Source organism: Romboutsia sp. 1001713B170207_170306_H8 (assembly GCF_015550495.1).
Lineage (GTDB): Bacteria > Bacillota > Clostridia > Peptostreptococcales > Peptostreptococcaceae > Romboutsia_E.
Genome location: NZ_JADNAX010000004.1, coordinates 120,432 through 147,011, shown reverse-complemented (window position 1 = coordinate 147,011; position 26,580 = coordinate 120,432). Strand labels below are relative to the sequence as shown.

Here is a 26,580-nt window from a genome sequence, read left to right as displayed (position 1 = left end):
TACTTAGGAGGAATAATATGAAGGTTATACCAGAATTAAGATATAGTGATAAGCATACTTGGGTAAGAGTTGAAGGAGAATATGGTTATATAGGAATAACTGATTTTGCTCAAGAACAATTAGGAGAAGTTCTATTTGTAGAAATGCCTGAAGTTGAAGATACACTAACTCAAGGGGACGACTTTGGTGTAGTAGAATCTTCTAAGGTAGCATCTGATTTAATTGCTCCAGTATCAGGTGAAGTAGTAGAAATAAATGAAAAATTAGAAGATGAACCTGAATATATAAATGAAGATCCATATGATGCATGGATAGTTAAAGTTAAATTTTCTGATGCTGATGAATTAGAAAGTTTATTAAATTCAGATTTATATGAAAGCACATTAGAGTAATTTTATTAATTAAAGATAGGAATTCGACTGCAGCGAATTTCTATCTTTAATATAGTTATATATATTATAAGGTGAAATATTTATGGCTTTAAAACTACTTTTATACAATTATCTAGCTTACTATCAAATATATCATAGGCATATTTACCCTCAGATAAAGATAGTTTATGAGTAATTATGTCAGTAGGATCATATTCACCTTTTTTTATTATGTCTAAAATCTTAGGAATATAAGCTTGTGCAGGACATTGTCCCATTTTTATAGTTATATTTCTAGAAAAGAAGTCACCTAGCGGGAATAAATTATATCTTGCACCATAGACTCCAACCATCATGACTGTTCCACCTTTTCTAATACAACGAGAAGATATTTCAATTGCTGATTTTGAGCCACCTTGTAATTTTAATAAAGTTTCTACTTTTTCAAAATTTGACATTACACCATCCATACCAACACAATCTAAGACTACATCAGCACCTCCTTGAGTAATTTCTTTTATATACTCACCAGTATCATAATGATCTTCAAAATTAATTACTTCAACGCCTTTATATGAAGATGCATGGTTTAGTCTATATGAAACTCTATCTACGGCAATAATTCTTTTTACATTTTTTAGCATAAGCCACTTTATAGCAGAAAGACCTATAGGTCCACAACCAAGAACAACTACAGTATCCCCCTTTTTTACATCTGCGTTATCTACTCCCCAATAAGATGTTGGTAAAACATCAGTAAGGAAAAGTGCCTGATCATCAGATAATTCTTCGGGAATTGTTATAGGACCAACATTAGCATAAGGTACTCTTAAATACTCTGCTTGTCCACCATCATACCCACCAAATGTATCGCTATATCCAAATATTCCACCACATTCACCATATTCATTTGAGTTATCACATTGGCTATATAACTTGTGTTCACAATAAAAGCAATGTCCACATGCTACAGGAAATGGAACTATAACTCTGTCACCTTTTTTTACTTTATTAACATCTTTTCCCACTTCCTCAACTATTCCCATTGTTTCGTGACCTAAAATTGAATTCTTTTTTAGATTAGGAATCATACCATGAATTAAATGAAGATCTGAACCACATATAGCGGTAGATGTTACTTTAACAATAATATCATCATTTTTTTCTATTTTTGGATCTTCTACATCACGTACATTTACCTTTTTTATTCATTCATATACAATAGCTTTCAAAAATTGTCCTCCTGTATAGTAAAATTAATTTATATTTAGTTTTAATAAAATTGAATTTAAATATTCTTGAAAAGGTATAGATTAGTTTCTTATTTAATATATATATTGTGGAAATTTATGCTAAAATTATAATAGAGACTATAATAGGGGGAATAGAGTATGATAAAGGTACTTTTTAAGTCTCATAATAAAGAGACTTATTGCAAAGAAGGGGATTTATTACTTGATGTAGCAAGGGCTGCAGATATATTTATAGATGCACCATGTAATGGTAATGTGTCATGTGGGAAATGTAAGGTTAAGGTTTTAAATGGAAATGTAGATACAGAGAAAACAAGGCATATAACTGACGATGAAGTTAAGCAAGGTTATGTATTAGCATGTAACTCTAGGGTAGTTTCAGATATTGAGGTAGAAGTACCATCTAAGTTGTCTTCATCTATGCATGGTATGAAAATTGAAGGTGGGGGGAAAGAAAAGGACGAGGCTATTTTTAATAGAGCTAAAGATATTGCTTCAAATCATAACCTAGAATTTCGTACAAATATTAAGAAAAAATATATTGAATTAGATGAGCCTACATTAGATGATAATATAAGTGACGTTGATAGATTACAAAGATATATTAGAAATAATTTGGGCTATAATGAAATTGATTTTAGATTAGATATATTAAGAAAAATACCTAAGGTACTTAGAGAAAATGATTTCAAAGTAACATTAACATACGTACAAAAAAAGAATAAGCTAACAATAATAAATATAGATTCAGGTGATACAGGAGAGTCTTTATACGGAGTAGCAATAGACATAGGGACAACATCAGTTGTAGTTTGTTTAGTAGAATTAGAGAATCAAGTACTTATAGATAAAGCATCATCAGGTAATGCTCAAATAAAATACGGAGCAGACGTGATTAATAGAATAGTATTTGCAACAAAGAAGGATGGTCTTGATATTTTATATAAAGCAATTATACATGAAACCATAAACCCATTACTTAGATCTATATATGAAAAAAATAATATAAATAAAGATGATGTTATAAGTGTTGTAGCATCTGGTAATACGACAATGTCTAGTTTGCTTTTAGGAGTTTATCCAGATTTCTTAAGAAGAGAACCTTATATACCACCTTTTTTAAGATCACCTAAACTAATGGGAGAAAATGTAGAACTAGAAGTTAATGATAGTGCATATGTTTACCTAGCACCGAATGTATCTAGTTATGTAGGTGGAGATATAACTGCAGGTGTATTATCAGCAGGGATATGGGCTAATGAAGAAAATGTATTATTTATAGATTTAGGTACAAATGGAGAGATTGTATTTGGAAATAAAGACTTTATGATGAGTTGTGCTTGTTCTGCAGGCCCTGCCTTTGAAGGTGGAGGTATTAGGTGTGGAATGAGGGCATCTTGTGGAGCTATAGAAGGGATTAAAATTAATTCAGATACATTAGAACCAACTTTAAAAATTATAGGTGATTGTGAACCTATTGGTATATGTGGATCAGGAATAATTGACTTGATATGTCAGATGATTATAAATGGAATTATAGATAGAAGAGGAAAGATACAAAAAGATATAGATAATCCAAGAATTAGATTTGATGAAAATGAAATAGGGGAATATGTATTAGCATTTAAAGAAGAATACAATTTAGAAAATGACATAATTGTAAATGAAGTAGATATTGATAATTTTATAAGAGCTAAAGGGGCTATATACTCGGGTGCATCCGTACTTTTAGATAGTTTAGGAATGGACTTTAGTGTATTAGATAAAGTTTATATTGCCGGAGGTATAGGAAATAGCTTAAATATGGAAAATGCAATAACTATAGGATTGCTTCCAGATGTATCTAGAGATAAGTTTAAGTATATTGGAAATAGTTCATTAGTAGGATCTTACTTAGCGTTAATAAGCAGAGATGCTAAAAATAAGTTAGAGGAAATTGCGAGCCAGATGACTTATGTTGAACTTAGTGTTTATCCTGGGTATATGGATGAATTTGTATCTGCATGTTTCTTACCTCATACAAATATAGAGGAATTTCCATCAGTAAAAGAACTTTTAAAGATATAGTAAGAAGTATTATAATTTATATATAGAATTGTATAACTATACATATTATAGTAATTCATATGATAGATTGTAAAAATATTAACAATACACCCTTATTATATAAATAAAATGTAAATATAAAAATAGATAATATAAGCACCAAAAATATCCAAATTAAATTGACTTTGGATTAATTAAAGTGATATACTTTATTTAAATAAGAGTATATTTTAATTGAGATCATGAAGATTTCTTTGGTGTATTGTAATGCCTAAAGGAGTCTTCTTTTTATTTTTAAAATAATATGGAGGGGATTATATGTGTGAATCAGCAGCATTTATGTTAAAAAATAATGAATTAAAAAAGGTTATGGATAATGTTGTTAGCGTAGATCCAGTTGAAGGTAAGGTTTACTTAACAGATTTACTTGGGGATCAAAAAATAGTAGATGGAGTAATAAAGGAAATAAGACTTATGGATCATAAGATAATATTAGAAGAATCAAAATAATTTATAAAATAATAGGGGTAAATTAATATGATAATAGCAGTTATAGACGGAATGGGTGGAGGAATTGGAGCTCAGATAGTATCATCATTAAGAGATGAGCTACCTACATATATAGATATATATGCATTAGGTACAAATTCAATAGCAACTAGTGCAATGATGAAATCTCATGCAAATAAGGGCGCTACAGGCGAAAATGCAATTGTAGTTTCATCTAAAAAAGCAAACGTAATAGTAGCACCAATTTCGGTCATAATGCCTAATTCTATGATGGGAGAAGTTACATGCAATATTAGTGAGGCTGTTGCAAACAGTGAAGCTTTAAAAATTTTACTACCTATAATGCCAGAAAATATAGAACTAGTTGGACTAGAAAATAAGCCACTTGCATTATTAGTAAAGGATGCAATCAAAGTTATAAAAAAGGAATTTAATATAAAATAATTAGGGGGAAATAATATGTTTACTAAAGATAGAATAAGATTTCATCATGCAGATGACCATGACCATGGGGATTTAGGAGGACATGATCATCATCATCCACATACACATAGCCATGGTGATAATGAAATAAACAAAGATGAAAAAACATTAAAAATATTGCTAGCTCATTGGGTAAATCATAACGAATCTCATGAAGAAGGTTTTAGAGAATGGGTAGATAAAGCTAGAAATATGGGTAAAGATCAAACTGCAGAAAATATAGAAAAAGCAATTGAATGCATGCAACAAGCAAATCAAATGTTATTAGAAGCAAAAAAACATATGTAATTTATATAAAAAAGATAATAGACTTAAATCTATTATCTTTTTTATATAAATTTAATTAATAAATTACTATATTATAAAATATAGGGGAATATGAAAAATATAAGTAGAATACTAAATATAATGTAGAAGTATGTATAAAACTAAATTTTCTGAAACTTAGAAAATATATTTACAAAAAAATCCATAAAATATAATATAAATATAAGGAAATATTGAAGTTTTTCAAAACAAGGGAAAATTAAGTGAGAATTATATGTTTGTCAGAAATAGTTTAATGTTATATTATAATACGCATATAGATTGATGCTGTGCATATAATCATAGTTATGACCGTAAACATACTCAATAGTTAAACATAATAGACGATAAGACCATGAAGGTTTAATACAAGAGATAATATATTATATCTTTTGTTAACTTCATGGTTTTTTTATAAAAAAATATATACAAATATGAGGGGGAAAATAAAGATGGTAAAAAATAAGAGTTTAAAAAGATTTCTAGCAATATTAACAATAACAGGATTATCTTTATCTGTAGTAGGATGTTCTAATAATTCAAATAATAAATCAGAAACACCAGCTTCATCGGTAGAAGCTAGCAATTTTGAGACGATAGAGTTTGTTTATTCGGATGGAGCTAAAGATTATGATGTTAAAGTTGATAGCCCAAGAAAAAAAGCAGTTACATTATCTCAATTCATGACAGAGATGTTACTGGCATTAGATTTAGGGGATAAAATGGTTGGTACAGCTCTTTTAGATAATCATATACTTCCTGAATTTGAAGAAGATTACAAAAAAATACCAGAACTTGAAGTAGGAGAAGGTCACTCTATATCTAAAGAAGCATTTTTAGCTACAGGTGCAGACTTTGTAAGTGGTTGGGACATGTCTATAAGTGAACAAACTACAGGGTCACCTGATGAACTTATAGAAAAAGGTATAACACCATTTTTAGCAGCATCATATAAGTCAGATGCAACAATAGAAACAGTTTATGAAGATTTTGAATTATTAGGAAAAATATTTGATGTACAAGACAAAGCTAAAGAAGTTATAGATAATATGAAAGATGATATAAAAGTTGTAACTGATAAAGTTGGAGAAGTTAAAGATGAAAATAGAGTAAAAATGATGGTATATGATTCAGGAGAAGATAAAGCAATGGCTGTTGGATCAGGTCTTGCAAATAATTTAATAGAGCTTGCTGGTGGAAATAATATATTCTCAGATCAAAATCAGCCATACATAAATGCTACATGGGAAAGTGTGGTAGCTGAAAATCCTGAAGTTATAATAGTAACTGATTATTTAGCAGGATCTCCAGTAGAAGAAAAAATAGAATTTTTAAAGAATCATCCAGCACTTAAAGAGGTAGATGCAATTAAAAATGATAGAATATATGTTGTAGGATTAGCTGACTTATCTCCAGGAGTTAGAAATTCTCAAGTCATAGAAAAAATGTATGGATATTTCTACGGAGAAAATAAATAATGGATTTAAATATTAATAGAAGTAGAAATCTCTCTAAAAAGAGAGGTTTCTTATTTTGGTTTTTAGGGCTGAGCATTTTTTTAGTAATGACTATAATAGGTGCGATAGCTATTGGTAGTACTTATATAGAACCTGGAGTAGTATATAAGGTACTACTTAATAAATTATCTAATGGAGCTTTATTTAATACGGAGTGGAACACAATGTATGAGAGTATAATATGGGAAATCAGACTTCCAAGGGTAATACTAGGAGCAATTTGTGGAGCAGGTCTTGCTCTTTGTGGTGTTATTATGCAATGTGTTACTAAAAATCCAATAGCAGAACCATATATACTAGGAATATCATCTGGAGCATCTTGTGGAGCTGTTGCAGTAATAGTATTAGGTGGAATATCAACATTAGGTATAACTAGTATAACAGGTGGTGCTTTTTTAGGATCTATATTATCAGGTGTATTAGTATTTGCTATAGGTACTCAAATGGGACGAACTACATCAACTACAAGATTAGTTCTTTCTGGTATGGCTATATCAACAATATTTAGTGCTTTGACAAATTTGCTTATATATTCAGCAAAGAATTCTAATCAAGCAAAGAGTGCATTGTTTTGGACTATAGGAAGTTTGGGAGGAGCAAAGTGGGATGTATTATTACTACCATTTGTAGCATTAATATTTGTAATTATAATATCATTTATAATGTCTAAATCTTTAGATGTGTTACTATTAGGGGATGATAGTGCAGTTATACTTGGTATTAATATAAAGTTAGTTAAATCAATAATAATATTATTAGCAACCCTACTTACATCTACATTAGTTGCTATAACAGGGGCAATTGGATTTATAGGTCTTGTTGTACCACATATTTGTAGAACTATTTCTGGAAGTGACCATAAAAAGCTTATAGTCCTATCAAGCTTATTTGGAGCTATATTTTTAATTTTATCTGATGTTGTAGCGAGAGGGTTATTTCCACCAATAGAAATACCTATAGGAATAATAACATCATTAGTTGGAGGTCCATTCTTCTTATATCTTATTTCTGCAAAAAATTATTCTTTTGGAGGAAATGAGTAATGTTTAAAATCGAAGTTAAAAATTTAAAATTTAGTATAGATAAAAAGGAAATTCTAAAAGACATTTCATTAGAGGTTCCTAAAGGAGCATTTGTTGGAATTATAGGGCCAAATGGTTCTGGAAAATCTACTTTACTAAAAAATATTTATAGATTATATAAACCGTCAAGTGGAAGTATATTTTTAGATAATAAAGACTTATCTAAGGTGAAGGATAAAGAATGTGCAAAGGAAATTGCAGTACTAGCGCAAGAAAGTACATCACAATTTGATTTTACTGTTGAACAAATAGTTAAAATGGGAAGATACCCATATAAGAGTGTTTTTGAAGATTACTCTAAAAAAGATTTGCAAATGGTTAAGGACATGCTTAAAAAAGTTGGATTAGAAAATTATAGTGAAAGAAGCTTTTCAAAGTTATCAGGGGGAGAAAAGCAAAGAACGTTAATCGCTAGAGCTTTAGTTCAAGATACTGATTTTTTAATACTTGATGAACCTACAAATCATTTGGACATAGGATATCAAATTCAGTTTATGGATTTAGTTAAAAGTTTAAAAATAACAACATTATCAGCAATACATGATATGAATATAGCAGCTATGTATTGTGATTACTTAATAGTCATGAAGGATGGTAAAATAAAACAGTTTGGTACAGTTGAAAAGGTTATAACAAGTGATATGTTAAAGGAAGTATTTGGGGTAAATGCATACGTAGGCACGAATCCTATTAATAAAAAATTGCAAGTATCTTTTATGCATAGTCATGTACATATAAATGGTATAGGTCATGATCATATTCATGAAGATGGATTTAGTGGAGAACATAGTCATTTCCATGAACATGTGTAGTACTTAAAAGGAGTTTACTTTTATTTTAGTAAATTCCTTTATTTATTTTGTATACATAAACAAAACATATAAATAATATAATATACTTTTAATATAAAATAATGTTTTAGGGGGCGATTTTATGAGAGATGGTCATATACATACTCAATACTGTCCACACGGTAGTAATGATGAGATTGAAGATTATATAAAAAGAGCTATTGAGATTGGGTTAAATGAAATAACTTTTACAGAACACTTACCATTACCTGAAGATTTTAAAGATCCATCGCCTGAAAATGATAGTGCTATGGATATAGAGAGTTTACATATGTACATTGATGAAGTAAATAAGTTTAAGAAAAAGTATAAGAATAAAATAAAAATAAACTTAGGTATAGAAGTTGATTATTTAGAAGGATATGAAGAGCAAACTAAGTCAATGCTAGATAAGTATGGTAAGTATTTTGATGATTCTATTTTATCTGTTCATATGTTAAATATTAATGATAAATATTATATAATGGATTATAATAAATATGAATTCGGAAATATAATAGATATATTAGGAGGACTTAGCAGTGTTTATTATAAATATTATAAAACTGTTAAAAAAGCAGTAAGTGCTGACTTAGGAGATTATAAGCCAAAGAGAATAGGTCATTTAAATTTAATTAGGAAATTTAATAAGGTATACCCATACAATTATGAAAATAATATAGTACTTGAAGAATTATTAATGCTTATAAAAGAAAATGGATATGAATTAGACTACAATGTATCTGGACTTTTAAAAGAAGATTGTGGTGAAGCATATATAAGTGGTGAATTACTAGAGTTAGTAAAAAAATATAAAATACCTGTAGTTCCAGGTTCTGATGCACATAGTGTAAATAATATGAAGAATTATGATAAGATAGAATGTTTGATAACAGAATGAATTAATTTAAATTTGGAATTAAATTGTAAATATATTATTGACTTATTATAAATAATAATATATAATTAAGTTATATTAAGGAGAAGTACTCAAGTGGCTCAAGAGGATCCCCTGCTAAGGGATTAGGCTGGGTAAACCGGTGCGAGGGTTCGAATCCCTCCTTCTCCGCCAGTAAAGACTATCGATTTAGATAGTCTTTTTTTTATGCTTAAACAAAAAGATGGGTAATACCCATCTTTTATAATTTTATTCTTACTCGGGGAAAGTAGAATATAGATAAAATTTAGTTACAGTTTCATATAAATAAAAAAGTCAGAAGGAATAGCCTTCTGACTTTCTAAAGATATTTTCAAATATCTATTATTTTTATGAACTTTTTATCTTAGTTAAATAGTATCTGAATAAATATATAAAGTCAACTGAAAATCTATAAATAATATAAATTATATTTATAGATAATAAATAGAAAATAATGTATAATATAAAGTATAAAAATTATTACTTATATATTAATAATTAAATTTGATAATAAATTTGGTAACTCATGAAGGGTTACTATTTAACCATGAAGGGTCTATGGATATTGTTATAAATATCTATAGACTTTTTTATTTGAAAATTAATTTTATATATAAAAATAAAGTATAAAATGAAGGTGGTATATGGATGAAAAAAGAAAATATTGAAAAATTATGGTCTTATTCATCTAAAGGGTACAGTGACATTATAAAAAATGAATTAAATAGTTTTAGACCAAAGGTATGGACAGAGTTAATTGAAAAACAAGTAGATAATAAAGATAAACTAAATATTTTAGATATAGGAACTGGACCTGGATTTTTTTCTATAATATTAAGTAAAAGAAATCATAATGTTATGGGTATTGATTGTACTAAAAATATGATTGATGAAGCTAGAAAAAATGCAGAGTTTGCAAATGTTAATCCTAAATTTATGGTAATGGATAGTCATGAATTAGAATTTGAAGATAATACATTTGATTTAGTATTAAGTAGAAATGTAACTTGGACATTAGTAGACCCTATTAAAGCATATAAAGAATGGATGAGGGTGTTAAAGCCAAATGGAACTTTATTGATATTTGATGCTAATTGGAACTTGCATAAATATGATAAGTCCATACTTAAAGAAGTAGAAGAAAGAGAAATTAAATTTAGAAATAAGTATGGTAAACCTTATGATACTTATGAAGGTCCTAATGAAAATAAGGATATAGGTTTTAAATTACCACTAGAAGATAAAATAAGACCTAGTTGGGATAAGGTAGTTTTAGATGATATTGGATTTTATAATATAAACTATGACTTAGATATTACAAAAAAGGTATGGGATGAAAAAGAGCAATTACTTTATGGAGCTACTCCAATGTTTATGGTAAAAGCAAAAAAATTATAGATAAATTTATATTAATAGAGAATAAATAAAGTCATGAAGATTTTGCAAATAGTATTTTGCATTTGAATTCATGATTTTTTTAGGGGGTATGGATAATTATGGATTTAAGTGAAAGAATTAAGGAATATTGGAATGGAAGAAGCGATGAATTTTGTAACTTGCGTATGTCAGAGTTAAATAGCCCTAAAAGAAATTTATGGCTAAAAGAGATAAAAAATAATTTTAATTATATAGACAATGTAAAGTTAAAAATTTTAGATATAGGAACTGGAACTGGATTCTTTGCAGTTATATTAGCGTCATTAGGACATGATGTAGTTGGAATTGATTTATGTGAGAATATGATAAGTAATGCAGGTAAGACTGCAAAATCGCTTGGCTATAATATTGATTTTAAGGTTATGGATGCACAGAAACTAGATTTTGAAAATGAAACATTTGATATTATAATTTCACGAAATTTAACATGGACATTGCCTGATGTGAAAAAAGCTTATAAAGAATGGCATAGAGTTCTTAAGAAAAATGGTCGATTAATAAACTTTGATGCAGATTATGGAGATGTATCATTTTCAGAGGAAGCTAAAACATTGGACATAAATCATGCTCATTCTAAAATAGATAATAAAATTTTAAAGGAATGTGATGATATAAAAAATCAATTATATATTAGTGGAAAATTAAGACCTAATTGGGATATTGAAGTTTTAGATAATATAGGATTTATTAACTGTGAGACTGATATCACAGTTAGTAATCGTATTTATCATGATGAAGATGAATTCTGTAACCCAACAAAGATGTTCAGTATATGTGCAATAAAATAATATACAAAAACGACATTCAAGTATATTATTCGACAAAAAGAGGTATATATAGGTTGAAATACAGTATTGTAGCCTTTTAAATGCCATAAAGTTGAGCTATTAATGACACAATAATGACATAATCAAATAGTATAATTTATTTTGTAAATAAAGTTGACAACAAAAATTAAGTATAAGTCAAAAAATAAGGGGAGAATATATGAGATTAAAAAAATTAGCAGTCACAGCACTATCTACTATAATGTGTTTATCTATAATTGGCTGTAGTAGTAAAAATAGTGGAAAAGCAGATGCAGGGGAAAAAGATCAAATAGTATATGCAAGTACAAAAGATATAAGGGATATAAATCCACATCTTTATTCTGGTGAAATGGCAGCTCAAAATATGGTATTTGAGTCACTTGTAAAAAATACAGACGATGGTGTTGAACCATGGTTAGCCAAATCATGGGACATATCAGAAGATGGAAAAGAGTATATTTTTTATTTAAGAGATGATGTTACATTTACTGATGGAGAAAAGTTTAATGCAGAAGCCGTAAAAATGAATTTTGATGCAATAATAGAAAATGTAGAGCGTCACAACTGGCTAGACCTAGTAAACGAAATAGAAATAACAGAAGTAGTTGATGAATATACATTTAAATTGACATTAGAACATCCATACTATCCAACACTAGAAGAGCTAGCATTAACTAGACCATTTAGAATGTTATCTCCAAATTGTTTTATAGATGGAAGTACTAAAGATGGAGTTAATGGATATATAGGTACTGGTCCATGGGTACTTTCAGAACATAAGGAAGATCAATATTCAATATTTATAGCAAATGAAAATTACTATGGTGAAAAGCCAAAGGTAAGTTCTATAAAGTGGAATGTTATGACAGACCACCAAACAATATTATTAGCACTTGAAAAAGGTGAAATAGATTTAATATTTGGTTCTGATGGAGATATGATAGACCTTGATACATTTGTAGCTTTAGAAGAGCAAGGTAAATATGAAACACAGATGAGTGAGCCAGTTGCATCAAGAGCCATACTTCTAAATTCTAATAAAGAAATAACTGGAGATGTAAAAGTTAGACAAGCTTTACAATATGCAGTAGATAAAGAAACTATATCTGATGGTGTTTTAAATGGAACTGAAACTGTTGCAGATACTTTAATGGCAAAATCAGTACCTTATTGTGATATTGATTTAGAAGTTCGTTCTTATGATATAGATAAAGCTAATTCATTATTAGAAGAAGCTGGTTGGATATTAGGTGACGATGGTTATAGATATAAGGATGGTAATAAATGTTCTATGACTATATACTACAATTCAGATAATGCTCAAGAAGGAACTATAAGTGAATACTTACAAAGTGATTTTAAAGCAGTAGGTGTAGAACTTAAGGTAGTAGGTGAAGAAAAACAGTCATTCCTTGATAGACAAAAGTCTGGTGATTTTGACCTTCAATACTCATTATCTTGGGGAACTCCATATGATCCACAATCATATGTTTCATCATTTAGAATACCAGCTCATGGAGATTATCAAGCTCAGCTTGGAATGGACAAGAAAGAATGGTTAGATGAAACTATAACTAACCTTATGATAGAATCTGATGAAGAAACACGTACAGAAATGTATAAAGAGGTATTTACATATTTACATGAACAATCAGTATATATACCACTTACATATTCAAGAACCAAAGCAGTTCATGTACCTAATTTAAAAGGAGTAACATTTAACCCTTCTCAATATGAAATACCATTTGAGAAAATGTATTTTGAGGCTAAGTAAGATTCAAATAAATTTAAATATAAATTTTTATGCTAGGTCAATGAGGCTAAGAATATAATTTGCAATAAAGTTTATATTCTTAGCTTTTTATTTTCTAGTAATGACTAACAAGGGGGAAGTATGAGAGATTTTATTACTAAAAGATTAATTAGTACGATACCTATATTAATAGGTATATCATTTTTATCATTTGTGATAATAAACCTTAGTCCAAGTGATCCAGCAGAAGTTGCTCTTCGTGTTAATGAGATAACAGTTACTGAAGAAGCGGCACAACAAATGCGTGAAGAATTAGGTTTAGATAAACCATTTTTTGAAAGATACACGACTTGGTTAAAAGACTGTTTAAAAGGTGATTTTGGTAATAGTTATGTTAATAAAAAGCCAGTTGCTAAGGAAATAGTGGAGGCCCTACCAGCAACTCTTAAATTAGCAGGTGTATCATTAGCGATAACAATAATAATTAGTGTAATAGCGGGTGTACTTTGTGCCGTTTATGAAGGAAGCATAGGAGATAAAATAACAAGAGGGGTAATATTTTTAGGAACAGCAATGCCTAGTTTTTGGGTAGGACTTCTTTTAATGTGGTTATTTGCAGTTAAGTTAAATTTATTTCCAACAAGTGGGATGGAGACTGCAAATTCTGTAGTTTTACCAGCAATAACTTTATCTCTTGCATATATTTCAACATATGTAAGGCTTATAAGAAATAATATGGTAAAAAATAAAAAAGAAAATTATGTACTTTATGCTAGAGTCAGAGGTCTTAAGGAAAGCACAATAATCAAGCATGTATTTAAGAATTCATTACAATCTTCAATTACAGCTTTAGGTATGTCTATACCAAAATTAATAGCAGGAACTGTAGTTGTAGAAAATATATTTGCATGGCCAGGTATAGGAAGACTATGTGTAAATGCTATATATAATAGAGATTATCCAATTATACAAGCTTATATATTAATAATGGCTATTTTATTTGTTGTATGTAACCTATTAGTAGATGTGATATCAGTAATGATTGATCCAAGAATGAGATTGGAGGCATAATATGAAGTTTTGGAATAGATTCAAAAAAGACAAGCTTGGCATACTAAGTATGATAATAATACTCGTTGTTATGGCACTAGGTATATTTTCGCCAGTAGTTGCACCACATGATCCAACTGAGGTGAATATTAAAATAAAACTTATGAGAATGTGTGCAGAGTATCCATTTGGTACAGATCAATTAGGAAGATGCGTATTATCTAGATTATTATATGGAATAAGAACAACTGTATTTTTATCATTAATAGCAATGTTTTTAACTATAGCTATAGGTACTATACTTGGAGTTATAGCAGGATTCTTTAGAGGATGGTTAGATGAAGTAATAATGAGAATTTGTGATATAATGCTTTCTTTCCCAAGCGAAGTTATGATACTTGCTATAGTTGGTATTTTAGGTACAGGAATAGAGAATATAATAATTGCCAATATAATTGCAAAGTGGGCATGGTATACTCGTATGATTAGATCAATAGTTATTCAATATACTGATAAAAATTATATAAGATTTGCAAAAGTATCTGGATGTAGTACTTTCCATATAATTAAAAAACATTTAATACCAGGGGCAATAGGTGAAATAGGTGTTCTTGCAACATTAGATACTGGATGGGTTATATTAAATATTTCAGCATTATCATTTTTAGGGTTAGGTGTACAAGCTCCAACTCCAGAGTGGGGGATGATGTTAAGTGAAGCTAAGAATATAATGACTATATATCCATCTCAAATGCTACCAGCAGGAATTGCAATATTAGTTGTAGTTGCAGCCTTCAACTTCTTAGGTGATAGTTTGCAAGAAGCACTAAATCCTAAAAAGAGTATAAATTAAATGGGGGTAAGAGTATGAGTTTATTAGAAGTAGAAAATTTAAAAGTTTTAGATATAAAAACAAAAGAAGAAATAGTTAAAGGGGTTAGCTTTAAGTTAGAAAAAAATACTTGCTTGGGTATTGTTGGTGAGAGTGGTAGTGGAAAATCTATGACTACTAAAGCTATATTAGGTCTTATTAGCCCAAATTTAAAAACTGAAGGATTAGCTATATTTGATAATAAAATAAATTTACTAAAGTCTAATAGAGAAGAACTTAGAAAAATAAGAGGGCAAAGAATTTGTATGATTCTTCAAGATGCTATGTCAGCTTTTGATCCACTGTATACAATAGGGTATCAGATGATAGAAACTTTGATAGAAAATAAAAATTTATCTAAGTTTGAAGCTGAAGAATTATCTATAAAATCTTTAGAAAAAATGCTTATAAATGAACCTAATGAAGTAATCAAAAAATACCCTCACCAATTATCTGGTGGAATGTTGCAAAGATGTATGATAGCTTTAGCTTTATCTATGAACCCAGATGTAATAATTGCAGATGAACCAACAACTGCTTTAGACTCTATAAATCAACGTGAAGTAGTAGAGGAGTTTAAAATATTAAGAGAAGTAACTGGAACATCTCTTATATTTATATCTCATGATTTAGGAGTTGTTCAGCACTTAGCTCAGGATATACTTGTCATGAGAAAAGGTGAACAAGTTGAGTATGGAAAGGTTAATGATGTATTCTCTAATCCAAAGCATGAGTATACGAAGTATTTGGTAGAAACAAGGTTAGAACTAACAAAATCCTTTGCCAAGTCTATGAATAAGGAGGTAGCAGTTTAATGCTATTAGAAGTTCAGAATGTACATAAGAGTTATTCAAAATTAGGTAAGAGAGAAAAACAACATGTATTAAAGGGGATTAGCTTCTCTATAAAAGATGGTGACTGTGTAGGCCTTATAGGTGAAAGTGGAAGTGGTAAAAGTACATTAAGTCGTTTAGTATTAGGTCTTGAAAATCCTGATAGTGGGATTATAAATATAGAAGGTAAACCTGTAAAAAGGTGGATAAAGGGAAATAAAGGAAAGATGAGTGTAGTTTTTCAGGATTATACTTCTTCAGCAAATCCTAATTTTACAGTGAAAGAAGTTATAAGTGAGCCTCTTAAGGCATTAGGAAAAAAAGATAATCTAGATAAAGTAGTATTAGAATTATTAGATAAAGTTGGATTACCAAATAACTTAGTGGACAGGTATCCACATGAATTAAGTGGAGGGCAATTACAAAGAGTGTGTATTGCAAGAGCTATATCAACAAAACCTAAATTTATGGTTTTAGATGAAGCGATAAGTTCGCTAGATGTATCTATACAAGCTCAGATATTAGACTTATTAAAAGAATTAAAAGATGATTTAAATATGACATACTTATTTATAGCACATGATCTACAAGCTGTTACTAATTTATGTGATAATGTAATGTTTTTATATAGAGGAGAAATAGTAGAAAATATAGACAGCTCAAATCTTGCAAATGCAGAAAATGAATATGCTAAAAAATTACTAGACTCAGTAATACCTTTTACAGTTTAACTATATACTAAGATGGAATATGATTTTTCATATTCTATTTTTTTATGTTTAAGTAAATTAATATAAATTTAATATAACTGGATATAAGAAAATTTTCAACAAAAAGATTGACTCTTGTGTTACAAAAGACTTTATAATGTGTAATAGAAAATAGGAGAGGAGACAATAATATGATAAATGAATTTTTAAAATACGCTATTCCATCCGCATTTTCTATGTTTATATCGGCATTATATACAATTATAGATGGAATATTTGTAGGACAAGGTGTAGGAGATGCAGCACTTGCAGCGGTTAATATAGTTTTACCATTTACAGTAATCTTAGTTGGTATGGCAAATATGATGGCTGTAGGCGGAGGTGCTTTAGTTTCGAAAAATATAGGAGCTAAAGACATTGATAAAGCAGTTAATATATTTAGACAGGTATGTAAATTTCTGTTAATATTAAGTGTATTTATCAGTATAATATGTGTAATTTTTACTAAGCAAATAGTACAATTACTAGGTGCAACAAATAATTTACAAGGACTATCTATAGAATACTTAAGATTCTATGCGTTATTCTCTATACCAAATTTAATAGGTATAGTTTTAAATAGCTTTGTTAGAAATGACAATAAACCTAAATTAGCTATGGTTTCAATAATATCAGGAGCTATAACTAATATAATACTAGATTATGTATTTATATTTAAGTTTGGATTTGGAATAAAAGGTGCAGCAATAGCTACAGGATTAGGTCAAATAGTAACTGTAAGTATATTATTACCTCATTTCATAAGAAAAAAAGGATATCTAAGTTTTGGACAGGTAAAATTAAAAATAGATACTATAAAAGAATTTTTAAAGATAGGATTCCCATCATTTTTTGCACAAGCAAGTTTCTCTGTTATAGTATTACTTCATAATGTGATAATAACTAAAACTATAGGAGAAATAGGTGTTTCTGCATATAGTATAATTAACTATATAGGTACCAATATATATATGGTATTATTTGGGCTAACACTAGGTACGCAGCCACTAATAAGTTATAATTATGGAAGAAAAGACAGTGAAAAGATGATGCAATTTTATAAAATAAATTGTATTTCATCTATCTTATTTACTTGTATAGCTACTATAGTTTGTTATTTATTTGGAAGAAATTTAATACAAATATTTACATTAGATAAGGAAATAATAGAATTAGCGTATATAGGAATAAGAGTAACTGTTTTAAGTTATTTCTTTGTAGGATTAAATTTAAATACAATAGTTTATTATCAAGCTATAGAAATGCCAAAGTATTCAAATTTAATTTGTTTATTTAGATCAGTAATATTCTTACCAATAGGACTTATAATGCTTTCTAAGGTATTTGGTATAAATGGAGTATGGGGTGGAACTTTATTCTCTGAAACTATTACATTTATATCTATAAATTTAATTACTAATATCAAAAGAAATACATCAAAATCTACTGAATATTATAATGTTACAGAAATGGCATAGAAAATAATGGGTGTGAAATAATATATTCACACCCTTTTTGATTAGGAGAGAATAATATGAAAAAATATTTTTCGATAGGAGAAATGTCAAAATTACATAATATATCAATTGAAACACTAAGACATTATGATAGGGTTGGAATACTTAAGCCAGAATATATAAATGAAAAAACAGGATATAGATATTATTCAACACAAAGCTTTATAACAATAGATCTAATTAAAAAATGTAAAGCAATTGGATTATCCTTAGAAGAAATAAAAGAAATAAAGAATGATTATACATCACTAGACTCAATATTAAATATCATAAAAAATCAAAAACATATTATAGATAAAAAGATAGTAGAATTAAATAATATTAAAAAAAGTATACAGAATCTTGAAAGTAGCATAAGTGAAGCTTTAGACGTTGGGATAAATAAATTTTTTATAAAATATAATAAAGAAAGAAAATTAAAAAAATATACATATACAAGAAGATATACAGAGGAATTTGAAATACAATTAAGAAAATCACTAAGAGAAATAGAAAAAGAATATAATTGCTCAGATGTAAAAATAGCATTTGAGACGTCTTATGATGGAATAGTAAAACAAAATGAATTGATATACACAAAAGCAATGTTAGAATTAGATTGTAATGTATTAATTAATGAAGAAGATATAGTAACTCTTAAAGAAGGTAATTATTTGACTTTTTATTTTGATGATAATTTTTATGATAATAAAAAGTATTATCATAATGTAATTGAGTATATAAAAAATAACAATATAGATGTTATTGGGGAATTTTATGAAATATATGAGATGACCAGAGTTAGCAGTAATGGAGAGGTAAAATCATTAGCAAAAATTGAAATACTACTAAAGTAAAATTGTAAATCAATTAGAATTTGTATAAAATTATTTTGAGGGGATGAGCAAATGAGAAATAGTAGAAACAGAGTTTTTAATATGTTAAAGAGGATTCAAAACTTAAAATACAAATTAGTTTTGGACTCGTTAATTGTAGGTGTTTTAGTTGGGCTAACTATTGTGGCTCATAGATTAATTTTAAATAATATTTCACCTATATTTTTAAACTTATATAAAAAGGCTAATGAAAGTTATATATTTATAGGATTAGTTTTTTTATTAATGATAGCATTAGGATATTTAGTTGGTAAATGTGTAAAAAAAGAGCCCATGATAAGTGGAAGTGGTATACCACAAGTAGAAGGTATATTAACTAGAAGATTAAGTATTAATTGGTTTACGACACTATTATATAAGTTTGTTGGGGGACTTATTTGTTTATGTGCAGGGTTATCTGTTGGTAGAGAAGGTCCTTCTGTTCAAATGGGAGCTTGTATTGGAGATGGAGTATCTAAAAAGTTAAAAAATCTAGATAATGAGGAAAAATATTTAATAACTAGTGGAGCTAGTGCAGGGTTATCAGCAGCATTTAATGCACCAATATCAGGAGTTATGTTTGCATTAGAAGAGACTCATAAAAATTTCTCACCATTAGTTTTATTATCTGCAATGATAGCATCTTTAGGTGCAGATTTTGTATCTAAGCAATTCTTTGGAGTTACACCGTCATTATATTTTGAAAAAGTAAATAATTTGCCGTTAAAGTATTATTGGTCATTAATTATTTTGGGATTAGTAATAGGAGTTAGTGGCGTTATTTTTAATAGAGGAATATTAAAGACTCAAGAAATATTCAAAAAATCTAAATTGAGTACAGAGTTAAAGTGCATAATACCATTTATTATTACGGGAATAGTAGGTATATTATGTCCTATATTACTAGGTGGTGGACATGATTTAATAATGGATTTAAAAAATCAAAATTTCTCATTATCAATATTATTAAGCTTTATAGTAATTAAATTTTTATTTACATTTATATGTTTTGGATCAGGCGTGCCTGGAGGAATATTCTTTCCACTATTAGTTTTAGGTGCATTAGTTGGTAATTTAACAGGAGATTTATTTGTTACCTACTTAGGTATAGAGAATACTTATATTGTTAATTTTATTATTCTCGCAATGGCAGCTCATTTTGCAGCAATAGTAAAGGCTCCTATAACAGCAATAATTCTAATATCAGAGATGACTGGATCATTAGATCATTTATTGGCACTAGCTATTGTAGTCGTTGTATCTCAGTTAACGTCAGATATATTAAATTCCAGTCCAATTTATGAAAGTTTACTAGAAAGAATATTATTAAAGTCACCATACAAGTATGATGTAAATGAAAGTAAAAAGTTATTATTAGAAATGGCAGTACATATGAATAGTGATATAGATGGAAGGAAAATAAAAGATATATCATGGCCTAAAAATTGCTTAGTAGTTTCGATTTTAAGGGGGAATAAAGAAATAATACCTAGAGGTGATACTGAAATAATAAGTGGAGATTATCTTACAATAATGATGGATGAGAGTATGTACTCTAAAGTAATGGATGAAATAGAGTTAATATCAACTATTAATTAAAAAAAGAGGGCAATTAACCCTCTTTTACTATATCTTTTTCTAAAACATTTAACTTTTTAGCTACAATACCTGTAGTGCTAGCTTGAACTAAAAGTGTAAATATAATCGCCATAAATACTGTAGATGAAATCACATTATACCCAGGTATTTTAGACGATACTACAATACCTGATAATGCTGCAGGTATAACTCCAGTTTCTCTCACCCACATCATAAATATTTTTTCATTCCAGCTCCATTCAACTTTCCTATCAAAAGCTGTACAAATCATTACAACTATTGGTCTAGTTACAAATGTAAAAACTAGTATAACTAAAAATACTTTATTACCATATTTAATTAGGGAATTCAAATCTAAATGAGTACCTAATATTATAAATATACACATTCTAGCGATTTTTGATATATTTTCTCTAAAATGAATTCCTTCCATATAAATTTCATCAGCAATCCAAAATCCAAATACTTTTTTATTTCCAGCAACTAAACCTGATATAAAGACAGACATATATCCACTACCACCAAGTTTTTCTGAAATTTCATAAGCAAATATTACTATTATTATAGAAATTAAAGCCTCATATTTTGCAAATACACCATATTTTTTTTCTGATGTTAGTGCTGTAGCTATTAGTGCAATGATAGTACCTACAACTATTCCAACTACTATCATATAAAATAGTTTAAAAATGATTTGAGATAAATACATTTTTCCAGATGATGTAAGGCCTACAAATACAGTTGAAAATAATATAGCTCCAAATGCATCATTAAATGCAGACTCACTTATTACAGTTTGCTTTAACCTATTTTTAACTGGAAATTGTTTGAATACTGGTATTAAGCTTGCAGGATCAGTAGAAGCTATTATAGAACCTAAAAGCATACTAGTACCAATTGGTAAGTCTAATATAAAATAAGATGGTAATGCTACTATTCCAGCTGTTATAAATACCCCAAGAGATGATAAAAGTAAAACTGTTATTTTAACTTCATTTAAAATTTTTAATTTTACCTCTCTACCACCTTCATAAAGAATAAATGCAGAACCAAATGTTAGTATAAGTTCGTTGGCAACTGGAAAAGCATCTATATTAACTGCATTTAAAAATGTAGGTCCAAATGCAACTCCAAACAAAAGGTATATAACAACATCAGGTATTTTTAATTTTTCTCCTATAAATCCACCAATTACACCTAATACTGTAATTGATGCTATTATGAGAAGTAATTCGTTAGAACTTATTTCTGCAAGATTCATTTCGCCCATAATTCTACCTCTTCTATAAATATTAAAATATCTATATGAAGTTAGTATATACAAAAAGTATTATTTATATAAATTTAATTATTTAATGTATATAGTTATAAATTTAGATACTAAAAGCCTATATTAAAGTTAATTCCTTTTTTACTAAAAAATTACATAATGAGTTTATATTATCTTCTAAAATATCAGCATTAAATTTTAATGGTATTATAGTTGATAATTTATAAAATAATATTTCATTGTTATTTGAATCTATTCCTTTGTTTATATCTATATCAATATTTAAATTATTTTTTTCAGAAAAGATAGAATAGTTGTCTTTATAAATTTTTATATTATATATATTACCTGAAAAAATTTTATACTTCATAATTAAATTAGTTTTAGTTATTTTATAATTTGTAGGAACTAATTTTAGTATTTGATTATTTATATCTAATATTAATGGATTTAAATTTTTAATAATAATATCTTGTATTTTAAGCATTTTAGAAAGATAATAAATATCTTCATAATTATGAAGTAATATCTTGCTTTTAATAGTTTCATTTTGTGAAGCTTCAAACTCTTTATAAAGTTCTACACTTTCTTTTCCAGATATAGTATCATTTCTATCTATTCCAAGGTATTTTTCTATAGTTTTAAGTTTACAATCTAAAAGACATAGTTTTTCTTTATAAGGTTTAACGATTCTTAATATATCTATATCATCATCTTTATTTAAGTGAAAGTCTATGTTATGTTTTTTTAACCTAGAATTTAAAAAAGGTATATCAAAAGTAAATCCATTAAAGGTTATATGTTTTTCAAATGAATTTATATTATTTATAAATGCTAACAATAATTCTTTTTCTTCATTTTCATTTAAAGCAAAGAATTGTTTTATTATTGTTTTATTATTTTCATTATAAACAATTCCAATTAATATAACCTTACTAAATTTGGGACTAAGACCAGTTGTTTCTATATCAAATACAAAGTGATTTTTAGGGATATCTATAAAATCATCACATATATGCTTAATTATCTCCATAAAATTTCTCCTTTTTTAGATTCTATATTATAATAGTTTGGTAATATTATAAAATATTATATAAACATTATAAAGTAAGAAAATAATACTTCAAGGTGGTAATTATGATAAATATAGATACATTAAATGAAAATCAAAGGCAGGCAGTATGTCACTTAGATGGCCCTTGTATGGTTCTTGCAGGTCCTGGTTCAGGAAAGACAAGAGTTATTACTCATAGGATTGCAAATATGGTTGTAAATAACAATATAAAACCAACGAGCATACTTGCTATAAGCTTTACAAAAGCATCTTCTATAGAAATGAAAAATAGATCTATGGCTTTAAGTAAAGATTTAAAAATGAACAAAGTTACATATGGAACATTCCACTCAGTATTTTTTAGGATATTAAGACATTTTGAAAAATATAGCTTAGATAGTATATTAGACGAGAAGTCTAAAAGACTAGCAATAAAGGGAATTTTAAAAAGCTTAAATATTGAAAATGGAGAAGATGATGAAGTAATTGGGCAATTTATAAATGAAATTTCCTTTGTCAAAAACGAATTAATGGATAAAGTTGATTTTAATTCAGAAGTTATGAGTAAAGATGAGTTTATTAAAGCCTATAATTTATATGAGGAGCATAAGCATCAAGTGAAAAAAATAGATTTTGATGATATGCTACTTAGAACTTATTTTTTGCTTAAAAATAATATGAAAGCTTTAGAAACAGTAAGAAATGCATATAGATATATTTTAGTAGACGAATTTCAAGATATAAATAAAGTTCAATTTGAGGTATTAAAGTTAATAGCTAATCCTTTAAATAATATATTTGTTGTTGGAGATGAAGATCAAAGTATATATGGATTCAGAGGGGCAAGACCAGATTTTTTATTAGAATTTGAAGAATACTTTGAAGGAACTAAAAAGATTCTATTAGATATAAATTATAGATCTAAAGGTGAAATTATAGATATTGCAAATAGATTAATAGAAAAAAACTCAAATAGATATGAAAAAGTAATAAAATGTAGTCAAGGAAATGGAGGAAATATAAATTATATAGCTCCAAAAGACTCAGAAGAAGAAGCTGTTATTATTGGAAAAGAAATATTAGATGAGGTAAAAAAAGACTTTGTAGAGTACAGTGATTTTGCTGTTATATATAGAACTAATATACAATCGAGAGCTTTAGTGGATGTATTTATGGATATGAGGATACCTTTTGTAGTTAAAGATTCTATAGTTACTATATATGACCATTGGGCATCTCAGGATATACTTGCATATTTAAGATTAGGGCTTGATCCTAGTTCAACTAAAGATTGGGTTAGGATTATAAATAAGCCATTTAGATATATATCTAGAGATAGTATAAATAGTATAAAAGATGAGAAAGACTTTATAAATGCTTTAATAACTAAGTGCAACCTTCATCCAAAACAAGTAAAAACTATAAATGACTTAGATATTGATTTAAGTTACTTAAAAACATTAAGTCCTCAAAATGCAATTTCTTACATTAGGACAAGTTTAGAATATGATATATATATCTTAGATTATTGTTCAAATAGAAAGATTAAAACAAATGGATTAATTGAGATTTTAAACGAATTAGAAAGTTCTGCAAGTAATTTTAAAACGATAAAAGATTATTTAGATCATATAGATAGAGTGAAATCAGAAGTTGCAGATAATAAACACAAAGATCAAAGCGATGGTGTAATATTTACAACAATGCATAGTGCCAAAGGATTAGAATTTAAGAACGTATATATTATAGGAGTAAATGAGGGAACTATACCTCATGAAAAATCATATGATTTAGATGATGACGATAAAAAAGATAACCAAATTGAAGAAGAAAGAAGACTTATGTATGTTGCTATTACCAGAGCTGAAGAAAATTTATGTATAAGCTCACCACAAAATAAGTATGGAAAAAAAGTATCTGTATCAACTTTTATAGATGATATTAAAGCTCCTACTAAAGAAGAAATGGATAATATAAATATAGGTGACACAATATACCATAAGAAATTCAAAGAGGGAACTATAGTATCTAAAGATGGAGATTCTATTAGAGTTAAGTTTTCTGATGGAACAAGAATTTTAAATTATAGAGTATGTGTATTAAATAATGTTATACATATTTAAATATGTAAATATTTAATAATGAATACATTATTCATAAAATTAAAAAAATATATATAATTCAAAAAATAAAATTGACACTTAAGGCTTATAACACTACAATTGTATTAACAATTTCAAATAAGAAATCCTAAGAAAAAGAAAGTAACCTAAGTGGATTTTCAGCGAGCTAGGAATTGGTGTGAGCCTAGTATTGAAGTTTAGAGTGAAAAGAGCTTTGGAGGAGATTATCAGAAATTAATAGTATGATAATTGGATAGCCCGCCTTAAGGGTTTGAGAGGATAAGTTAAACTTATCAAAAAGAGTGGTAACGCGGATATAATTCGTCTCTTAGTCATTATGACTAAGAGGCTTTTTTATTTGTAAACATTATTTTGATATGAATGATTTATCAAAAAGAGTGGTAACGCGGATATAATTCGTCTCTTAGCTATTATAGCTAAGGGGCTTTTTTTATACTCAAATAAATTTTTTATTATAAATAGGGAGGAATTATTATGAAGATATTAAAGAAATTAATGGGTTTAGGTATAGTATTTACACTATCATTAGGAATGGCAGCATGTAGTTCATCAAATGAAAGTAAAGATGAAGCTAAGGATGAATTACAACAGATAAAAGATTCTGGGAAATTAGTATTAGCAACAAGTGCAGAGTATTCACCATATGAATTCCATAAAATGATAGATGGTAAAGATACCATAGTTGGCTTTGATGTTATGATAGCTAAAGAAATAGCCGATGAGATTGGCGTTGATTTAGAATTTATGGATATGGATTTTGATGGATTATTAGGAGCGTTAAATGCAGATAAGGCAGATATAGTATTAGCCTGTATGACACCTAATGAAGAAAGAGAAAAAAGCGTTGATTTTTCTAATTTATATTATGAAGATAAAAATGTAGTAATAGTAAAAAAAGGTGATGAAGATAAAATAAAATCTGATGAAGATTTAAAAAATATAAAGATTGGAGTTCAAAGAGGAAGTACTCAAGAAGCATTTGTAGTAGACGAATTAGGTTGTACAGACTATAAAAGTTTAGCTAAAACACCAGATTTAATGTTAGAACTTCAAAATGGAAATATAGATGCTATAGTAACTGGAAAGAATGTTGCTGCAATAAATATTGAAAACTATGATAATGTTGCAATAGGAAATAGTAATGTAGGAGAAGATTGTGAAGAAAGTGCAGCAGTAGCATTTAAGAAAAGTGATAAAAATGAATCTTTAATAGAATTAACTAACAATGTTATAAAGAAATTACAAGATGAAGGCAAAATAGATGAATATATGCAAGATGCTATAAAATTAGCTGATGAACAATAAGGATTAATGATTTAG

24 protein-coding genes, 1 tRNA gene and 1 other annotated feature are annotated in these 26,580 nt (G+C 27.8%); of the genes, 22 read left to right on the top strand and 3 right to left on the bottom strand.

Features of this window, described 5'->3' with window-relative positions; genetic code table 11:
* Positions 1 to 17: 17 nt before the first annotated feature.
* Positions 18 to 392: a glycine cleavage system protein GcvH gene (gene gcvH / locus I2A66_RS10155; protein WP_122639288.1), complete on the top strand. Its 375-nt coding sequence runs from the start codon at positions 18 to 20 to the stop codon at positions 390 to 392.
* Between the two features lie 80 nt (positions 393 to 472).
* Here the strand turns inward: gcvH and I2A66_RS10150 are convergent, their stop codons facing one another.
* The gene (locus tag I2A66_RS10150; RefSeq protein WP_330615469.1) at positions 473 to 1,519 is read right to left on the bottom strand and encodes a zinc-dependent alcohol dehydrogenase; all 1,047 of its coding nucleotides are present in this window, start codon (positions 1,517 to 1,519) and stop codon (positions 473 to 475) included.
* Positions 1,520 to 1,762: 243 nt separating this feature from the next.
* On the opposite strand from I2A66_RS10150, the gene acsV reads away from it, so the two are divergent.
* The 19 genes from acsV (at position 1,763) to I2A66_RS10055 (ending at position 20,792) form a co-directional block, all read left to right on the top strand.
* The gene (gene acsV, locus I2A66_RS10145) at positions 1,763 to 3,691 is read left to right on the top strand and encodes a corrinoid activation/regeneration protein AcsV (protein WP_147516384.1); all 1,929 of its coding nucleotides are present in this window, start codon (positions 1,763 to 1,765) and stop codon (positions 3,689 to 3,691) included.
* A gap of 297 nt (positions 3,692 to 3,988) precedes the next feature.
* A complete protein-coding gene (locus I2A66_RS10140; RefSeq protein ID WP_122639285.1) occupies positions 3,989 to 4,180 on the top strand; it encodes a CooT family nickel-binding protein in 192 nt (63 codons plus the stop codon).
* A gap of 27 nt (positions 4,181 to 4,207) precedes the next feature.
* The gene (locus tag I2A66_RS10135) at positions 4,208 to 4,624 is read left to right on the top strand and encodes a DUF3842 family protein (RefSeq protein ID WP_122639284.1); all 417 of its coding nucleotides are present in this window, start codon (positions 4,208 to 4,210) and stop codon (positions 4,622 to 4,624) included.
* A gap of 15 nt (positions 4,625 to 4,639) precedes the next feature.
* On the top strand, positions 4,640 to 4,951 hold the full coding sequence (locus tag I2A66_RS10130) for a hypothetical protein (protein WP_122639283.1): 312 nt from the start codon (positions 4,640 to 4,642) through the stop codon (positions 4,949 to 4,951).
* Between the two features lie 470 nt (positions 4,952 to 5,421).
* Positions 5,422 to 6,447, top strand: a complete 1,026-nt coding sequence (locus I2A66_RS10125) for an ABC transporter substrate-binding protein (RefSeq protein ID WP_195251562.1) — start codon at positions 5,422 to 5,424, stop codon at positions 6,445 to 6,447.
* Positions 6,447 to 7,529: a FecCD family ABC transporter permease gene (locus I2A66_RS10120; protein WP_195251561.1), complete on the top strand. Its 1,083-nt coding sequence runs from the start codon at positions 6,447 to 6,449 to the stop codon at positions 7,527 to 7,529. Before I2A66_RS10125 ends, I2A66_RS10120 begins: the two co-directional genes overlap by 1 nt.
* Positions 7,529 to 8,380, top strand: a complete 852-nt coding sequence (locus tag I2A66_RS10115) for an ABC transporter ATP-binding protein (protein ID WP_147516387.1) — start codon at positions 7,529 to 7,531, stop codon at positions 8,378 to 8,380. Before I2A66_RS10120 ends, I2A66_RS10115 begins: the two co-directional genes overlap by 1 nt.
* A gap of 121 nt (positions 8,381 to 8,501) precedes the next feature.
* Positions 8,502 to 9,299 carry a histidinol-phosphatase HisJ gene (hisJ, locus tag I2A66_RS10110; protein ID WP_147516388.1) on the top strand — a complete coding sequence of 266 codons (798 nt, stop codon included), beginning with the start codon at positions 8,502 to 8,504 and terminating at the stop codon, positions 9,297 to 9,299.
* A 79-nt stretch (positions 9,300 to 9,378) separates the two neighbouring features.
* Positions 9,379 to 9,470, top strand: a tRNA-Ser gene (locus I2A66_RS10105).
* A gap of 495 nt (positions 9,471 to 9,965) precedes the next feature.
* The gene (locus tag I2A66_RS10100) at positions 9,966 to 10,715 is read left to right on the top strand and encodes a class I SAM-dependent methyltransferase (protein ID WP_122639278.1); all 750 of its coding nucleotides are present in this window, start codon (positions 9,966 to 9,968) and stop codon (positions 10,713 to 10,715) included.
* Between the two features lie 98 nt (positions 10,716 to 10,813).
* Positions 10,814 to 11,542, top strand: a complete 729-nt coding sequence (locus I2A66_RS10095; protein WP_122639277.1) for a class I SAM-dependent methyltransferase — start codon at positions 10,814 to 10,816, stop codon at positions 11,540 to 11,542.
* A gap of 199 nt (positions 11,543 to 11,741) precedes the next feature.
* Positions 11,742 to 13,340: a nickel ABC transporter substrate-binding protein gene (nikA, locus tag I2A66_RS10090; protein WP_147516389.1), complete on the top strand. Its 1,599-nt coding sequence runs from the start codon at positions 11,742 to 11,744 to the stop codon at positions 13,338 to 13,340.
* Between the two features lie 120 nt (positions 13,341 to 13,460).
* Complete coding sequence (gene opp1B / locus I2A66_RS10085) at positions 13,461 to 14,390, top strand: nickel/cobalt ABC transporter permease (RefSeq protein ID WP_195251560.1); 930 nt, start codon at positions 13,461 to 13,463, stop codon at positions 14,388 to 14,390.
* A 1-nt stretch (position 14,391) separates the two neighbouring features.
* Positions 14,392 to 15,222 carry a nickel/cobalt ABC transporter permease gene (gene opp1C / locus I2A66_RS10080; protein ID WP_195251559.1) on the top strand — a complete coding sequence of 277 codons (831 nt, stop codon included), beginning with the start codon at positions 14,392 to 14,394 and terminating at the stop codon, positions 15,220 to 15,222.
* Between the two features lie 14 nt (positions 15,223 to 15,236).
* Entirely contained in the window at positions 15,237 to 16,055 is an 819-nt protein-coding gene (locus tag I2A66_RS10075; protein ID WP_195251557.1) for an ABC transporter ATP-binding protein, read from the top strand.
* Complete coding sequence (locus tag I2A66_RS10070) at positions 16,055 to 16,804, top strand: ABC transporter ATP-binding protein (RefSeq protein WP_122639272.1); 750 nt, start codon at positions 16,055 to 16,057, stop codon at positions 16,802 to 16,804. The genes I2A66_RS10075 and I2A66_RS10070 overlap by 1 nt, the downstream gene beginning before the upstream one ends.
* A gap of 170 nt (positions 16,805 to 16,974) precedes the next feature.
* Positions 16,975 to 18,300: an MATE family efflux transporter gene (locus I2A66_RS10065; protein ID WP_122639271.1), complete on the top strand. Its 1,326-nt coding sequence runs from the start codon at positions 16,975 to 16,977 to the stop codon at positions 18,298 to 18,300.
* A gap of 56 nt (positions 18,301 to 18,356) precedes the next feature.
* Entirely contained in the window at positions 18,357 to 19,175 is an 819-nt protein-coding gene (locus tag I2A66_RS10060; protein ID WP_147516394.1) for a MerR family transcriptional regulator, read from the top strand.
* 51 nt (positions 19,176 to 19,226) lie between these two features.
* Positions 19,227 to 20,792, top strand: a complete 1,566-nt coding sequence (locus tag I2A66_RS10055; RefSeq protein ID WP_147516395.1) for a ClC family H(+)/Cl(-) exchange transporter — start codon at positions 19,227 to 19,229, stop codon at positions 20,790 to 20,792.
* 13 nt (positions 20,793 to 20,805) lie between these two features.
* Here the strand turns inward: I2A66_RS10055 and I2A66_RS10050 are convergent, their stop codons facing one another.
* Both I2A66_RS10050 and I2A66_RS10045 read right to left on the bottom strand, forming a co-directional pair.
* On the bottom strand, positions 20,806 to 22,062 hold the full coding sequence (locus I2A66_RS10050) for a cation:proton antiporter (RefSeq protein ID WP_122639268.1): 1,257 nt from the start codon (positions 22,060 to 22,062) through the stop codon (positions 20,806 to 20,808).
* Positions 22,063 to 22,180: 118 nt separating this feature from the next.
* Positions 22,181 to 23,095 carry a ribonuclease H-like domain-containing protein gene (locus tag I2A66_RS10045; protein ID WP_147516396.1) on the bottom strand — a complete coding sequence of 305 codons (915 nt, stop codon included), beginning with the start codon at positions 23,093 to 23,095 and terminating at the stop codon, positions 22,181 to 22,183.
* A gap of 104 nt (positions 23,096 to 23,199) precedes the next feature.
* Between I2A66_RS10045 and I2A66_RS10040 the strand changes: the two genes are divergently transcribed.
* Positions 23,200 to 25,239: an ATP-dependent helicase gene (locus I2A66_RS10040; RefSeq protein WP_122639266.1), complete on the top strand. Its 2,040-nt coding sequence runs from the start codon at positions 23,200 to 23,202 to the stop codon at positions 25,237 to 25,239.
* A gap of 120 nt (positions 25,240 to 25,359) precedes the next feature.
* Positions 25,360 to 25,571: a binding site (T-box leader), on the top strand.
* 163 nt (positions 25,572 to 25,734) lie between these two features.
* Positions 25,735 to 26,565: a transporter substrate-binding domain-containing protein gene (locus I2A66_RS10035; protein WP_195251556.1), complete on the top strand. Its 831-nt coding sequence runs from the start codon at positions 25,735 to 25,737 to the stop codon at positions 26,563 to 26,565.
* Positions 26,566 to 26,580 lie beyond the last annotated feature (15 nt).